The organism is Pseudomonas sp. QTF5, from assembly GCF_000512695.2.
GTDB lineage: Bacteria > Pseudomonadota > Gammaproteobacteria > Pseudomonadales > Pseudomonadaceae > Aquipseudomonas.
This window is the reverse complement of sequence record NZ_AZRW02000039.1, coordinates 1-15971: the sequence shown is the minus strand read 5'-3', so window position 1 is coordinate 15971 and position 15971 is coordinate 1. Positions and strand designations below refer to the sequence as shown.

Genomic DNA, 15971 nt, shown 5'->3' with positions numbered 1-15971 from the left:
TCCGCAATCCTATCCGTGCTGCATGGGGCAACGTATCGCAGCACTTATCGCCCGTGACGGCTCAACCATTGCCCGGCCAGTACCCGTGCTTTCGCATCAGCCGTAAACACTGCCTCGAGATCGTTTACCGCAACCACAGGCTCGAGGTTCAACACTTCCTCGATAATACTCGCGATTTCCAGGTAGCGAACCCGTCCGTCGAGAAAGGCTGCCACAGCTACCTCATTCGCGGCATTGAGCATGGCCGGTGCGCTGTTGCCAGCCTCGGCGGCTTGACGTGCAAGGCGCAGGCAAGGGAAACGCTCTTCATCGGGCGACTGAAAATCCAGGCGAGCGATGGCGAACAGGTCCAGCGGCGCAACACCCGAGTCGATTCTCTCTGGCCAGGCCAGGGCATTGGCGATTGGCGTGCGCATGTCCGGATTGCCCAACTGCGCCAATACCGAACCATCGATGTAGTCGACCAGCGAATGAATCACGCTCTGCGGGTGAATCACCACTTCGACCTGGGAGGGCGTGGCGTCGAACAGCCAGCAGGCCTCGATCAGCTCGAGCCCTTTGTTCATCATGCTGGACGAATCCACCGAAATCTTGCGTCCCATGGACCAATTCGGATGCGCACACGCTTGCTCGGGGGAAACATGCGCCAATTCGGCCATCGGTGTCTGCCGGAACGGGCCGCCAGAGGCTGTCAGTAAAATCCGACGCACACCGACCGCGCCAAGTCCACGAGCGAAATCCTGTGGCATGCACTGAAAAATCGCGTTGTGTTCGCTGTCGATCGGCAGCAGCACCGAACCACTTTTACGCACGGCCTGCATAAATAGCGCACCAGACATCACCAGCGCTTCTTTATTGGCCAGAAGAATCTTCTTGCCGGCTTCGACCGCCGCCAGAGTTGGACGCAAGCCCGCCGCACCGACAATGGCCGCCATCACCGCATCGACCTCCGGATCGGAGGCGACCTGACACAAGCCCTCCTCCCCCACCAGAACGCGGGTCGACAGACCGGCAGCGCGCAAATCGTCCTGCAACCCTGGGGCAGCGCCAGATTCCGGCACGACAGCGAAGCGCGGCGCATGACGCACACACAACGCCAACAACTCACTCAAGCGAGTGAAACCGCTCAAGGCGAAAACCTGATAACGCTCGGGGTGACGGGCGATGACGTCGAGGGTACTCAGACCAATCGAACCGGTCGCACCCAGCACGGTAATCTGTTGCGGGCGGCTCATGGCGCGGCCATCCACAGCAGCACGGCGAATACCGGAATCGCCGCCGTCAGACTATCGATGCGGTCCAGCACGCCGCCGTGGCCGGGCAGCAGATTACTGCTGTCCTTGATCCCCGACTGGCGCTTGAACATGCTTTCAGTGAGGTCACCCACCACTGAAATGAACACGATGACTGCGGCACCGAACAGCCCCATCAGTATCTGAGCGAAACTCCAGTCCCGCACAAAACCGACGATTGCGGTAATCACCAGACTCAGCAGCAAGCCGCCGTAAACGCCCTCCCAGCTCTTGCCAGGACTGACCTGTGGCGCCAGCTTGCGCTTGCCGAAGGCCCGACCGGAAAAGTACGCACCGATATCGGCCCCCCAGACCAACACCATCACCGCCATGATCAGCCAATTGCCCAAGGGTTCCTGCTTGATCAGGATCAGACCTTGCCAGGCCGGTAACAGAATCAACAAACCGATCATCAGCTTGCAGGCTGCACTGGCCCAGTGTTCGCGGGACTGTGGATAGGTCAAGACCAGGTACGTGGCCACGCCCCACCAGAGCACTGCGGCGCCCAACACCCAAGGTGCGAGCCCCGGCAGGATGTGCATGACAAACAGCACCAACGCGACCACAGCCGCATAGGCAACGCGAATCGACTGAGCAGCAAAACCCGCCAGGCGCGCCCACTCCCACGCGCCGAGCGTCACCACCAGCCCAATGAACAGCGCAAAACCGGACCCTTCGAGCAGGAAAAACCCGCACAGGGCAATCGGCAGCAGGATCAGCGCCGTGATGATTCGTTGTTTAAGCATTAAACCCGGGCTCCAGCCTCGACCTGCTCGCTCGTTTTACCGAAGCGACGCTGGCGAGAAGCGAAATCTGCCAGCGCATTGCGCATGGCGTCGTGTTTGAAGTCCGGCCAAAACAGGTCGGAGAAGTACAGCTCGGCGTAGGCCAGTTGCCACAGCAGGAAGTTGCTGATGCGATGCTCGCCACCTGTACGGATGCACAAGTCCGGCAACGGCAGATCACCGGTCACCAGACAGGTTTGCAACAGCTCAGGGGTAATGTCCTCCGGACGCAGATGCCCGGCCTGAACTTCGCGAGCCAGACGCTGCGCGGCTTGCGCGATATCCCACTGACCGCCGTAGTTGGCGGCGATCTGCAGGATAAAGCGATTGGCGCCGACGGTCATCGCCTCGGCTTCGCGCATGGCGGCCTGAAGCTCCGGGTGAAAACGCGAACGATCGCCAATGATGCGCAAACTGATGTTGTTGTCGTTGAGGCGCTTGGCCTCGCGACGCAACGCCTTGAAGAACAAATCCATCAAGGCACTGACCTCATCGACCGGGCGCTGCCAGTTTTCGCTGGAGAAGGCGAACAGGGTCAATACTTCAACCTTGGCCTCGGCACACACCTCGATCACTGCACGTACTGCATCCACACCCGCTTTATGCCCGGCGACACCCGGCATAAAGCGTTTTTTCGCCCAACGATTATTACCATCCATGATGATCGCGACATGGCGCGGCACCGCGGACGGCGCAGTCTGCTTTGTCTTATCCATTAAAACGCGACCCTTATACGGCCATCAGGTCTTTTTCTTTCTGTGCCAAATTCGCGTCGATTTCAGCCACGTATTTTTTGGTCAGATCATCAATTTCGCCAGTGGCGCGACGTTCTTCGTCTTCGCTGATCTCTTTTTCCTTGACCAGATCCTTGAGCTGGCTGTTCGCATCACGACGGATGTTTCGTACAGCAACACGGGCATCTTCGGCGACATCGCGAGCCTGCTTGGTGAAGCCCTTGCGGGTTTCTTCGGTCAGGGCAGGCATGGAGATCAGCAGCAACTCACCCAGGTTGGTCGGGTTGAGGTTCAGACCAGCACTACCGATAGCCTTGTCGACGGCACCGAGCATGTTGCGCTCAAAGGCAACTACTTGCAGGGTACGGGCGTCTTTAACGGTGATGTTCGCCACTTGCTTGATCGGAGTGTCGGAACCGTAATACGGCACCATCACGCCTTCAAGAATGCTTGGGTGTGCCTGACCTGTACGAATACGGCCAAAGTTGTGCGCCAGCGATTCGACGGATTTTTTCATGCGCTCTTGAGCGTCTTTTTTGATTTCGTTGATCATTGTTGGCCTTCCTCGATCAGGGTCCCTTCAGCGCCGCCATGTACGATGTTCAGCAGGGCGCCGGGCTTGTTCATATTAAATACGCGCAACGGCATCTTGTGGTCGCGGCACAAGCAAATAGCCGTCAAATCCATTACACCCAGCTTGCGATCCAGCACTTCATCATAAGTCAGATGATCGAACTTCTCGGCATGCGGGTCTTTGAATGGATCAGCCGTGTAAACGCCATCGACCTTGGTTGCCTTGAGCACGACGTCAGCGTCGATTTCGATTGCACGCAAGCAGGCTGCCGAATCCGTGGTAAAGAACGGATTACCAGTACCGGCCGCAAAAATCACGACTTCCTTGGCGTTCAGGTGGCGCATGGCTTTGCGGCGATCGTAGTGATCGGTCACGCCAACCATGGAAATGGCCGACATCACGATGGCCGAGATATTGGCACGTTCCAGCGCATCGCGCATCGCCAGGGCGTTCATCACAGTGGCCAGCATGCCCATGTGGTCGCCAGTGACCCGATCCATGCCCGCCGCGCTGAGCGCCGCGCCGCGGAACAGGTTGCCGCCACCGATCACCAGACCGACCTGAACACCGATGCCGACCAGTTGGCCAACTTCCAGCGCCATGCGATCCAGAACTTTGGGGTCGATCCCGAACTCTTCCGAGCCCATCAGGGCCTCGCCGCTAAGCTTGAGTAGAATGCGTTTATAGCGAGCCTGATAACCACTGCCCTGCTGAGCCATTGCGAATCTCTCCTGCGGCGTATTTTAAAAATTCTTTGCGAGCTGTTTACAGCTGGCGTTCACTCTAGCTTGGCACTGTTTCAGCGCCATCGGAACATGGCTTTGTAAGCCAGTTCCAAAAGGAAACCAATTAAAATTGGCAACCCATCTGAAAAGAGGCTGCGCGCGTAAGCGGGCAGCCTCTTCAGGGCGACAGTTAAAAAACCGTCTTATTGCTTGGCGGCAGCCAGCTGGGCAGCAACTTCTTCAGCGAAGTTGTCTACCGGCTTCTCGATGCCTTCGCCTACTTTGAAGTAGGTGAAGGAAACGATTTCAGCACCGGCTTTCTTGGCCAGATCGCCAACCTTGATTTCAGGGTTCTTGACGAACGCCTGCTCAACCAGGCTAGCTTCGGCCAGGAACTTGCTGATACGGCCTTTGACCATGTTTTCAACGATGTTTTCCGGCTTGCCGGCGATCTTGTCAGCGTTCAGCGTCAGGAACACGCCTTTCTCGCGCTCGACCGCTTCAGCGGAAACTTCCGATGGCAGCAGGAATTCAGGGTTGGTGGCCGCTACGTGCATAGCGATGTCCTTGGCCAGCTCAACGTCGCCGCCTTTCAGGACAACTGCAACACCGATCTTGTTGCCGTGCAGGTAGCCACCGACAACGTCACCTTCAACGCGTACCAGACGACGGATGTTGACGTTTTCGCCAACCTTGCCGACCAGTACCAGGCGAGCAGCTTCTTGAGCTTCGATCAGCGGAGCGACGTCAGTCAGCTTGTCGGCGAACGCTTTTTCAACGCTTGCAGCAACAAATGCCTTGAAGTCGTCCTGCAGGGCCAGGAAGTCGGTCTGCGAGTTCACTTCCAGCAGAACGGCGGATTTACCGTCTTCCTTCAGAGCGATTGCGCCTTCAGCAGCCACGTTGCCTGCTTTCTTGGCAGCCTTGATGGCGCCCGAAGCACGCATGTCATCAATGGCTTTTTCGATGTCGCCGCCAGCCTTGGTCAAGGCCTTTTTGCAATCCATCATGCCTTCGCCAGTACGCTCGCGCAGTTCTTTGACCAACGCTGCAGTAATCTCTGCCATTTCAAAATCCTCTTGGATAGGTTTTCAACCATTCCACCCGACCGAACGGGCGATCAATTCTTCCCGAACCACCGTTGTAAGCCGCTGCACGTTACAGCTCTGCAAGTGCGGGGCCGACAAACGGTTTTCGAGGTGGCAAAAAGGGGGCCAAGCCCCCTTTTTGCTTACTGAGTCAACGCCAGGGCGTCAATTACTCAGCTGCTGCTGCCGGAGCTTCTTCAACGAACTGCTCGGTGCCACCAGCAACGTGGTTGCGACCGCGGATAACAGCGTCAGCCATCGAACCCATGTACAGCTGGATAGCGCGGATTGCGTCATCGTTGCCTGGGATGATGTAGTCAACGCCTTCCGGGCTGCTGTTGGTATCGACTACGCCGATAACCGGGATGCCCAGCTTGTTGGCTTCGGTGATCGCGATGCGCTCGTGATCAACGTCGATAACGAACAGAGCGTCTGGCAGACCGCCCATGTCCTTGATACCACCCAGGGAACGATCCAGCTTTTCCAGGTCACGGGAGCGCATCAGCGCTTCTTTCTTGGTCAGCTTGGCGAAAGTACCGTCTTCGGCTTGCACTTCAAGGTCACGCAGACGCTTGATGGAAGCACGGATGGTTTTGAAGTTGGTCAGCATGCCGCCCAACCAGCGGTGATCGACGTACGGCGAACCGCAACGTGCTGCTTCTTCAGCAACGATCTTGCCAGCGGAACGCTTGGTGCCGACGAACAGAATCTTGTTTTTGCCCTGGGCCAGACGCTCTACGAAAGTCAGAGCTTCGTTGAACATTGGCAGGGTTTTTTCAAGGTTGATGATGTGGATCTTGTTACGCGCGCCGAAAATGTATTTACCCATTTTCGGGTTCCAGTAACGGGTCTGGTGACCGAAGTGCACACCGGCCTTCAGCATATCGCGCATGTTGACTTGGGACATGATAGTTCCTTAATAAGTCGGGTTTGGCCTCCACGTATCCCAATGACCAACCAGCAGCTTCAGCTGAAGGCACCCAGGTCATCGTGTCGACACGTGTGTGGATTTAAGCTTTCTAGGGTATCCCCGGAAAGCGGCGCATTTTATATCACAAGGCAGAAAAAAACGGAACCCGGATTCTGAAAACCTGGGGAATGCTTTTGGCCCCCGCCTTGGAATCCCCCCAGAATGCGCCATCCTATAGAGAGAAGCGATGCACAGAGGCTCAGATTTGCGCTGATCGTCTGATAGAATCGTGTTTTTCAGGGCCGCGACAATTTATTCGCGCAATGCCCATTTCGTTTTAGAAGGCGCCATTGAGCGCAGAGAGAGCCTGTATGACCGTCACCCTCAAAACCCCAGAGGACATCGCAAAAATGCGGATCGCCGGCAAATTGGCCGCCGATGTGCTGGAAATGATTGCCGATTATGTCAAACCGGGTGTCACCACCGAAGAGCTGGACCGCATCTGCCACGACTACATCGTCAACGAGCAGAAAGCCATCCCTGCCCCGCTCAACTACAAGGGCTTCCCGAAGTCGATCTGCACCTCGATCAACCACGTGGTCTGCCACGGCATCCCGAACGAGAAACCGTTGAAGGATGGCGACACGGTGAACATCGACGTCACCGTCATCAAAGACGGTTACCACGGCGACACCAGCCGCATGTTCCACGTCGGTACTGTGCCGGTCTGGGCCGAGCGCCTGTCCCAGGTGACTCAGGAATGCATGTACAAGGCCATCGAACTGGTCAAACCCGGCTGCCGCCTGGGCGATATCGGTGAAGTGATCCAGAAGCACGCCGAAAAGAACGGCTTCTCGGTGGTTCGCGAGTTCTGCGGCCACGGCATCGGCAAGGTGTTCCACGAAGAACCGCAGATCCTGCACTACGGCCGCGCCGGCACCGGCATGGAACTGAAAGCCGGCATGACCTTCACCATCGAGCCGATGATCAACCAGGGCAAGGCCGACACCAAGGTGTTGGGCGACGGCTGGACCGCCATTACCAAGGACCGCAAGCTGTCGGCACAATGGGAACACACCCTGCTGGTGACCGAAACCGGTTACGAGATTTTCACCCTGCGCAGCGACGATACCATCGCGCGCGTTTCGGCCTGATCCCGCCCGCTCCGTTCCCAGCCTTATAGAAAGGAAAGCCAATCGATGCCGCAGGTGGATCCCGAACTCTTCGACCGCGGCCAGTTCCAGGCTGAACTGGCCCTGAAGGCAAGCCCTATTGCTGCTTTCAAGAAGGCGATCCGTCAGGCCCGCGAAGTGCTCGACGAGCGGTTTCGCAGTGGCCGGGACATTCGCCGGCTGATCGAGGATCGCGCCTGGTTTATCGACAATATCCTGCAACAGGCCTGGGAACAGTTTAACTGGAGCGAAGACGCCGATATCGCCCTGGTGGCGGTCGGCGGCTACGGTCGCGGCGAGCTACACCCCTATTCCGACATCGATCTGCTGATTTTGCTGGACAGCGCCGATCATGAAATTTTCCGAGATTCCATCGAACGTTTTCTGACGTTGCTGTGGGACATCGGCCTGGAAGTCGGCCAGAGCGTTCGCTCGGTGGACGAATGTGTCGTCGAGGCCCGTGCCGACCTGACGGTCGTCACCAATCTGATGGAAAGCCGCACCATTTGCGGCCCCGAGCGGCTGCGCCAGCGCATGCTGGATGTCACCAGCACCGAGCACATGTGGCCCAGCAAGGAATTCTTCCTGGCCAAACGCGCAGAGCAGAAAGCCCGTCACCACAAGTACAACGACACCGAGTACAACCTGGAACCCAACGTCAAAGGCTCGCCCGGTGGCCTTCGGGATATTCAGACGATTCTCTGGGTCGCCCGTCGTCAATACGGCACCCTGAACCTGCGGGCTCTGGCGGGCGAAGGCTTCCTGGTGGAGAGCGAAAATGCGCTGCTGGCTTCGTCCCAGGAGTTTCTGTGGAAGGTGCGCTATGCGCTGCACATGCTCGCCGGCCGCTCCGAAGACCGTTTGCTGTTCGATCACCAGCGCTCGATTGCCGGGCTGCTGGGTTTCGAAGGCAATGACGCCAAGCAAGCCATCGAAAACTTCATGCAGCAGTACTACCGGGTGGTCATGAGCATTGCCCAGCTCAGCGACCTCATCATCCAGCACTTCGAAGAAGTGATCCTGGCCCCCGAGGACGAAGCAGCGCCGCAGCCGATCAACTCGCGGTTCCAGCTGCACGACGGCTACATCGAGGCGCGTAACGACAACGTGTTCCGCCGTACGCCATTCGCCATGCTCGAGATCTTTGTGCTGATGGCCCAGCAACCGGAAATCAAAGGCGTACGCGCCGATACCATCCGTCTGCTGCGCGAGAACCGTCATCTGATCGATGACGACTTCCGCAACGATATTCGTAATACCAGCCTGTTCATCGAGCTGTTCAAGTGCAAGATCGGCATCCACCGCAATCTGCGGCGGATGAACCGTTACGGCATCCTTGGGCGCTATCTGCCGGAGTTCGGTTTCATTGTCGGGCAGATGCAGCACGACCTGTTTCACATCTATACGGTGGATGCGCATACCCTGAACCTGATCAAGCACTTGCGTAAGCTGCAGTACACCCAGGTGTCGGAAAAATTCCCGCTGGCCAGCAAGCTCATGGCCAAACTGCCCAAACCCGAACTGATTTACCTGGCCGGTCTGTACCACGACATCGGCAAGGGCCGACATGGCGATCACTCGGAAATCGGCGCCGTGGATGCCGAAGCCTTTTGCCAGCGCCACCAGTTGCCGATCTGGGACAGCCGTCTGATCGTCTGGCTGGTGCAGAACCATCTGATGATGTCGACCACCGCTCAGCGCAAGGACTTGTCCGACCCGCACGTGATCCACGATTTCGCGCAGACCGTCGGCGATGAAACCCGCCTCGATTATCTGTACGTGCTGACCGTTGCGGACATCAATGCAACCAACCCGACGCTATGGAACTCCTGGCGCGCGAGCCTGTTGCGTCAGCTCTACACTGAGACCAAGCGCGCCTTGCGTCGTGGCTTGGAAAACCCGGTGGATCGCGAAGAGCAGATCCGCCAGACCCAGAGCGCGGCACTGGACATTCTGGTACGCGGCGGCAACGACCCGGACGATGTCGAGCAGTTGTGGGCGCAATTGGGCGATGACTATTTCCTGCGCCACACCGCTGGCGACGTGGCCTGGCACACTGACGCGATTCTGCAGCAGCCGGCCGACGGTGGCCCGCTGGTGCTGATCAAGGAAACCACCCAGCGCGAGTTCGAGGGCGGTACGCAGATCTTCATCTATGCACCGGACCAGCACGACTTCTTCGCCGTGACCGTAGCGGCGATGGACCAGCTCAACCTGAACATTCACGACGCCCGGGTCATCACTTCCAGCAGCCAGTTCACCCTCGACACCTATATCGTGCTCGACACCGATGGCGACTCGATCGGCGACAACCCGGCAAGGGTCAAGCAGATCCGTGAAGGACTGACCGAAGCCCTGCGCAACCCGGACGATTACCCGACCATCATCCAGCGTCGGGTGCCGCGCCAGCTCAAGCATTTCGCGTTTGCGCCCCAGGTGACGATCCACAATGACGCTCAGCGTCCGGTGACGGTGCTGGAGCTTAGCGCCCCGGATCGCCCCGGCCTGCTGGCACGGATCGGCACGATCTTCCTCGAGTTCGACCTGTCGTTGCAGAACGCCAAGATCGCCACCTTGGGCGAGCGCGTGGAAGACGTGTTCTTCATCACCGATGCCAACAATCAGCCGCTGTCCGACCCGTTGCTGTGCAGCCGTTTGCAGGATGCAATCGTGGAACAGCTGAGCGTCAGCCAGGAACCCGATATCAAACTGTCGCGCATCAGTTTCTGAACCAACATTTTTTCCCCTGTGGGAGCGGGCTTGCTCGCGAAAGCGTCCTGTCAAACAACATTGATGGTGACTAATACACCGCTTTCGCGAGCAAGCCCGCTCCCACATTTATAGAGGCCCCCCATGAACAACGCTCTGAACCAGTTGCAGCCCTACCCGTTCGAAAAGCTCCGCGCCCTGCTCGGCAGCGTCACGCCAAACCCGGACAAACGCGCCATCGCGCTGTCCATCGGCGAGCCGAAACACCGTTCGCCGAGCTTCGTCGCCGAAGCGCTGGCGAGCAATCTGGATCAGATGGCCGTCTACCCGACCACCCTCGGCATCCCGGCGCTGCGTGAAGCCATTGCCGCCTGGTGCGAACGTCGCTTCAGCGTCCCGAACGGCTGGCTCGACCCGGCGCGCAACGTGTTGCCGGTCAACGGCACCCGTGAAGCGCTGTTCGCCTTCACCCAGACCGTGGTCAACCGTGGCGACGACGCCTTGGTGGTCAGCCCGAACCCGTTCTATCAGATCTACGAAGGCGCCGCGTTCCTGGCCGGGGCCAAGCCGCATTACCTGCCATGCCTGGATGAAAACGGCTTCAACCCCGACTTCGACGCTGTTTCACCGGATATCTGGCAGCGCTGCCAAATCCTGTTCCTGTGCTCACCGGGCAACCCGACCGGCGCACTGATCCCGGTCGACACTCTGAAGAAACTGATCGCCCTGGCCGACGAATACGACTTCGTGATCGCCGCCGACGAGTGCTACAGCGAGCTGTATTTCGACGAACAAACCCCGCCGCCGGGCCTGCTCAGCGCCTGCGTCGAACTGGGCCGCAAGGATTTCAAACGCTGCGTGGTGTTCCACAGCCTGTCCAAACGCTCCAACCTGCCGGGCCTGCGCTCGGGTTTTGTCGCCGGTGATTCGGATATCCTCAAGGGCTTTCTGCTGTACCGCACCTACCACGGCTGCGCGATGCCCGTTCAAACGCAACTGGCCAGCGTTGCCGCCTGGAATGACGAAGTGCATGTACGCGCCAACCGTGCGCTGTATCGTGAGAAATACGATGCGGTGCTGGAAATTCTCAGCCCGGTCATGGATGTGCAGCGTCCGGACGGTGGCTTCTACTTGTGGCCAAATGTGGCCGGCGACGATGCAGCGTTTTGCCGTGATCTGTTCGAGCAGCAGCACGTCACCGTGGTTCCGGGCTCCTATTTGTCTCGCGACGTCGATGGCGTAAACCCTGGCGCAGGTCGTGTGCGCATGGCACTGGTTGCGCCACTGGCCGAATGTGTGGAAGCCGCAGAGCGGATTCGCGAGTTTATTAAAAACCGCGCACTGTAACTTCAATAATAACTTCCGCATTGCGCAAAGCGATGCGGAAATTTATGAAACAACATACACCGCAACACCTTGATGCTCCCACTTTGTCTTTTAATCCGTTAAAACTTTCCCAGCACTTGAAGCCGCACGTCGACTTCAAGAATCGTCGAGGTATTTCTTGATATAAACCAACCCAAAAGAGCACACACAATGACTCAACCCGCACACTGCAGTTTTCCATTCATTATTGACGAAACCCTTTCCCGGGAACTGGCCATTATCGAGCGAGCTGATAATGACGGACGCATCGAATCTTCTCGCCCAAAGCGAGCGGTGGCAAAAAACACCAAGTTCTGGGCAAACGGCCGCACCTTGCGCATCGCGATAACTCGCTACAACGAAGACATGTACCAAACCGTGGTCTCGGCAATCAACCAATGGGCGCCCCATGTCAACCTGACCTTCGAATTCCTGGAGCTGCCCGATAACGATGAGGAATATGAAGGCGATATTCGCATCTACCTCGCTTCGCATTATGACGGCGAGGGTGGCTCCGCAATTGGAACCGACGCACTCGCGGTCGCCTCCCATATACCCACCATGTTTCTCGGCACAAAATACCAAACGCCTTACTTCACTCAGGCGGCGCTTCACGAATTCGGGCATGCTCTTGGACTTGAACATGAACATCAACACCCAGATGCGACGCTGCAATGGAACATGCTTGAGTTGTATCGCGAGTTCAAACGACTGGGCTGGAGCAAGGAACTTGTCGACTCCAACGTTCTAAAAAAATTGGAGCGCGAAGAAGTTCGTTTTTCCACCTATGACCAGAACTCAATAATGCACTATTCATTTCCGGGCAGCGTGATGTTGGACGGGGTCGCCATCGCGTCGAACAGCGTAATTTCCGTCAAAGACATCGAATTCATCAGTTCGGTATATCCGCGCTGAATTTTGAGCGCTGGCACGAACTATTGCTTACTTGACCGCCCCGAGGTTCGCCTCCCTCAGGTCCAGGTCGGCCAGCACTTCTCGCAATACGTCATCACCCATCTGGTGATGACGGTTGAGGCTCTATACAGCTCCCACCGTTACGCCCACAACACCTTCAATCGCAAGCGCCGCCCCAGCATTTCCCTCGCAAGCGCCAATGCTTGCTGCGTGGGTCGAATCCCCCCCCCATTTAAATGCCATATTAGCCGCCTAAACTGCTGGCTCACCGCCGCATGGAACAGCAGATAGCCAACCAAAAAGACAAACCCGACCACGACCGACGCGAAACCGTCCGGTCATGGCATAATCCGTCACCTTTTATTTTCAGCACCTGCAAAAGGGGGCAATTCCTTGACCGCTTCAAGCAAAACGTTGCACCTTTTCGGCATCAAAGCCTGCGATACCATGAAAAAGGCGCGCACCTGGCTCGATGAACACGCTGTCAGCTATGACTTTCATGATTACAAAACGGTCGGTATCGACCGTGAACACCTGAACCAATGGTGCGACGAGCACGGCTGGCAAGTGGTGTTGAACCGTGCAGGAACGACCTTTCGCAAGCTCGACGACGAACGCAAAGCCGATCTCGACCAGCCGAAAGCCATCGAACTGATGCTCGCGCAACCCTCGATGATCAAGCGCCCGGTGCTCGATCTCGGTGACCGAACCCTGATTGGCTTCAAGCCAGATATCTACGCGGCCGCACTCAAGTAAGGCAGCCCGTTCCATTTTGTTAGAGGTATCAACATGTCCACTACCCTGTTCAGCCTGGCCTTTGGTGTCGGCACTCAAAACCGTCAAGGCGCATGGCTGGAAGTGTTTTACGCGCAGCCACTGCTCAACCCGTCGGCCGAACTGGTCGCTGCCATTGCGCCGATTCTGGGCTACACCGAAGGTAATCAGGCCATCGCCTTCAGCACCGCTCAGGCGTCGCAATTGGCTGAAGCACTGAAAGGCGTCGACGCTGCCCAGGCTGCGCTGCTGACCCGTCTGGCCGAGAGCCACAAGCCGCTAGTCGCGACTATTTTGGCCGAAGACGCTCAACTGACCTCCACGCCTGAGGCTTACCTCAAGCTGCACCTGCTTTCCCATCGTCTGGTCAAGCCACACGGCTTGAACCTGGCCGGCGTGTTCCCGCTGCTGCCGAACGTGGCCTGGACCAGCCAGGGTGCGATCGATCTGGCCGAACTGGCCGAGCATCAACTGGAAGCCCGTCTGCGCGGCGAGCTGCTGGAAGTGTTCTCGGTGGACAAGTTCCCGAAAATGACCGACTACGTGGTACCGGCCGGCGTGCGTATCGCTGATGCGGCGCGTATCCGTCTGGGCGCTTACGTGGGCGAAGGCACCACCGTGATGCACGAAGGTTTCGTCAACTTCAACGCCGGTACCGAAGGCCCGGGCATGATCGAAGGTCGCGTGTCGGCGGGCGTTTTCGTTGGCAAGGGTTCGGACCTGGGCGGCGGTTGCTCAACCATGGGCACCCTGTCGGGTGGCGGCAATATCGTGATCAAGGTCGGCGAAGGCTGCCTGATCGGCGCCAACGCCGGTATCGGTATCCCGTTGGGCGACCGCAACACCGTTGAGTCGGGCCTGTACGTGACGGCCGGCACCAAGGTTGCGCTGCTGGACGAGCACAACAAACTGGTCAAAGTCGTTAAAGCCCGTGAGCTGGCCGGTCAGCCTGACCTGCTGTTCCGTCGCAATTCGGAAACCGGTGCCGTGGAATGCAAAACCCACAAATCGGCCATTGAACTGAACGAAGCGCTGCACGCTCACAACTAAGCAGAGCGTCACACGATCACCTGTGTTGTAGGAGCGGGCTTGCCCGCGAAGCTTTTGGCGACCTCAAGGGCCCCTTCGCGAGCAAGCTCGCTCCTACACAGGTCTGGCGTACATCCGCCCATGTCACCAGGGCCGAACAACATGATGATTCCCTCTCCCTGGCGCGCCGATTTCCCGGCCATCGCCGCTCTGCAACGGCAAGACCAGACCTATCTGGACAACGCCGCCACCACGCAAAAACCTCAAGCACTGCTGGATGCCCTGGCGCATTACTACGCCAATGGCGCGGCCAACGTGCATCGGGCGCAACACTTGCCCGGCGCCCATGCCACCCAAGCGTTCGAGAATAGCCGCAGCAAAGTTGCGCAATGGCTCAATACTGGCGATTGCGGGCAGATCATCTTCACCCACGGCGCGACGTCCGCGCTGAACCTCCTGGCCTATGGCCTGGAACACGTATTCAATCCGGGCGATGAAATTGTCATCAGCGCCCTGGAGCATCACGCCAACCTGTTGCCATGGCAGCAACTGGCCCATCGTCGCGATCTGAAACTGGTGATTCTGCCGCTGAATGTCGACGGCTTGATCGATCTTGATACCGCCGCGTCGTTGATCGGTCAGCGCACCCGTTTGCTGGCAGTCAGTCAGCTGTCCAACGTGCTCGGCGCCTGGCAACCGTTACCCGCGTTATTGGCGATGGCCAAAGCGCACAACGCGCTGACCGTCGTCGACGGCGCTCAAGGCGTGGTGCATGGTCGGCATGACGTGCAGGCGCTGGGTTGCGACTTCTATGTATTTTCCAGCCACAAGCTCTACGGCCCGGATGGCCTCGGTGTGCTGTTCGGTCGTCATGAAGCGCTCGCGCAACTGCGTCCGTGGCAGTTCGGCGGCGAAATGGTGCTGGATGCCAACTACCACGACGCCCGCTTTCGTCCTGCGCCACTGGGGTTCGAGGCGGGTACGCCACCGATTTCCAGCGTGATTGGCCTGGGGGCGACCCTGGATTATCTGGCCGGGCTCGATCAGGACGCGGTGTCCGCCCACGAAGCCGCGCTGCATGACTATTTGCTCAAAGGCCTCGAAGCGCGCAACGGCATTCGTCTGCTGGGCAAGCCGCAACTGGCACTGGCCAGTTTTGTCGTCGAGGATGTGCATAACTCTGATCTGGCGCATTTGCTGACCGAACAGGGAATCGCCGTTCGCGCCGGTCATCATTGCGCCATGCCGTTGCTCAAAAGCTTTGAACTGGCTGGGGCGATTCGGGTGTCGTTGGCGCTGTACAACGACTCCGAGGACCTTGAGCGCTTTTTTGAAGCGCTGGATCAGGCATTGGAGTTGTTGCGATGATTTTACCTGTCGATGCCGTTACGGCACTGGACACTTTTCAGAAGGCTGCGAGTTGGGAGCAGCGGGCGCGGTTGCTGATGCAATGGGGCGACCGCCTGCCGGCGTTGAGCGATGTGGATAAAGTCGAGGCCAACCGCGTGCATGGCTGTGAGAGCCAGGTCTGGCTGGTCGGTGCGTTGCAGGACGGTCATTGGCAGTTCAGCGCCAGCAGCGATGCACGCTTGATTCGCGGGTTGGTGGCGTTGCTGCTGGCACGGGTCAACGGGTTGTCCGCTGCCGAGTTGCAGCAGGTGGATTTGCCGGACTGGTTTAATCAGCTGGGCCTGTCGCGGCAGTTGTCGTCGTCGCGCAGTAATGGCCTCAATGCCGTGCTCCAGCGGATGAATGAGTTGGCTGGTTAATCGCCTTCGCGAGCAAGCCCGCTCCCACATTGGATGTGTGGTGTATCCGGATTTTGTATCCAACACCAATCAAATAATGAAATGGCTACCCCCGCCGCCCCCTGCGATCGCCCACTAAGCTTTCGCAGGG

15 protein-coding genes and 1 pseudogene are annotated in these 15971 nt (G+C 58.2%); 8 read left to right on the top strand and 8 right to left on the bottom strand.

Annotation, left to right across the window (positions count from 1 at the left end):
* Positions 1-44 precede the first annotated feature (44 nt).
* The 7 genes from ispC to rpsB form a co-directional block, all read right to left on the bottom strand.
* A complete protein-coding gene (ispC, locus tag IC37_RS23490; protein WP_030127989.1) occupies positions 45-1235 on the bottom strand; it encodes a 1-deoxy-D-xylulose-5-phosphate reductoisomerase in 1191 nt (396 codons plus the stop codon).
* Positions 1232-2038: a phosphatidate cytidylyltransferase gene (locus IC37_RS23485; protein WP_030127990.1), complete on the bottom strand. Its 807-nt coding sequence runs from the start codon at positions 2036-2038 to the stop codon at positions 1232-1234. Before IC37_RS23485 ends, ispC begins: the two co-directional genes overlap by 4 nt.
* Entirely contained in the window at positions 2038-2793 is a 756-nt protein-coding gene (gene uppS, locus IC37_RS23480; protein WP_030127991.1) for a polyprenyl diphosphate synthase, read from the bottom strand. The genes IC37_RS23485 and uppS overlap by 1 nt, the downstream gene beginning before the upstream one ends.
* Before the next feature lie 13 nt (positions 2794-2806).
* Complete coding sequence (frr, locus tag IC37_RS23475) at positions 2807-3364, bottom strand: ribosome recycling factor (protein ID WP_007907979.1); 558 nt, start codon at positions 3362-3364, stop codon at positions 2807-2809.
* A complete protein-coding gene (gene pyrH / locus IC37_RS23470; protein WP_003172271.1) occupies positions 3361-4104 on the bottom strand; it encodes a UMP kinase in 744 nt (247 codons plus the stop codon). Before pyrH ends, frr begins: the two co-directional genes overlap by 4 nt.
* A 209-nt stretch (positions 4105-4313) precedes the next feature.
* A complete protein-coding gene (gene tsf / locus IC37_RS23465; protein ID WP_030127992.1) occupies positions 4314-5177 on the bottom strand; it encodes a translation elongation factor Ts in 864 nt (287 codons plus the stop codon).
* A 190-nt stretch (positions 5178-5367) separates the two neighbouring features.
* Entirely contained in the window at positions 5368-6105 is a 738-nt protein-coding gene (gene rpsB / locus IC37_RS23460) for a 30S ribosomal protein S2 (protein ID WP_008028964.1), read from the bottom strand.
* Between the two features lie 374 nt (positions 6106-6479).
* Between rpsB and map the strand changes: the two genes are divergently transcribed.
* From map to IC37_RS23440, 4 genes are all read left to right on the top strand, one after another.
* On the top strand, positions 6480-7262 hold the full coding sequence (map, locus tag IC37_RS23455; RefSeq protein ID WP_030127993.1) for a type I methionyl aminopeptidase: 783 nt from the start codon (positions 6480-6482) through the stop codon (positions 7260-7262).
* A gap of 45 nt (positions 7263-7307) precedes the next feature.
* Entirely contained in the window at positions 7308-10010 is a 2703-nt protein-coding gene (locus tag IC37_RS23450) for a [protein-PII] uridylyltransferase (protein WP_030127994.1), read from the top strand.
* Positions 10011-10133: 123 nt separating this feature from the next.
* On the top strand, positions 10134-11336 hold the full coding sequence (gene dapC / locus IC37_RS23445; RefSeq protein WP_030127995.1) for a succinyldiaminopimelate transaminase: 1203 nt from the start codon (positions 10134-10136) through the stop codon (positions 11334-11336).
* A 189-nt stretch (positions 11337-11525) separates the two neighbouring features.
* Positions 11526-12269: a hypothetical protein gene (locus IC37_RS23440; RefSeq protein WP_030127996.1), complete on the top strand. Its 744-nt coding sequence runs from the start codon at positions 11526-11528 to the stop codon at positions 12267-12269.
* A gap of 27 nt (positions 12270-12296) precedes the next feature.
* Here IC37_RS23440 and IC37_RS30700 read toward each other — a convergent pair.
* Positions 12297-12475: pseudogene (locus IC37_RS30700) on the bottom strand (Na+/H+ antiporter); the annotation flags it as partial.
* A gap of 241 nt (positions 12476-12716) precedes the next feature.
* Here IC37_RS30700 and IC37_RS23430 point away from each other — a divergent pair.
* The 4 genes from IC37_RS23430 (at position 12717) to IC37_RS23415 (ending at position 15841) form a co-directional block, all read left to right on the top strand.
* Positions 12717-13025, top strand: coding sequence for an arsenate reductase (locus tag IC37_RS23430; protein ID WP_231670529.1), 309 nt, complete (start codon positions 12717-12719; stop codon positions 13023-13025).
* A gap of 33 nt (positions 13026-13058) precedes the next feature.
* Positions 13059-14093, top strand: coding sequence for a 2,3,4,5-tetrahydropyridine-2,6-dicarboxylate N-succinyltransferase (gene dapD, locus IC37_RS23425; protein WP_030127998.1), 1035 nt, complete (start codon positions 13059-13061; stop codon positions 14091-14093).
* 141 nt (positions 14094-14234) lie between these two features.
* Positions 14235-15440, top strand: a complete 1206-nt coding sequence (locus IC37_RS23420; protein WP_030127999.1) for an aminotransferase class V-fold PLP-dependent enzyme — start codon at positions 14235-14237, stop codon at positions 15438-15440.
* Entirely contained in the window at positions 15437-15841 is a 405-nt protein-coding gene (locus IC37_RS23415) for a SufE family protein (RefSeq protein ID WP_095920383.1), read from the top strand. The genes IC37_RS23420 and IC37_RS23415 overlap by 4 nt, the downstream gene beginning before the upstream one ends.
* Positions 15842-15971 lie beyond the last annotated feature (130 nt).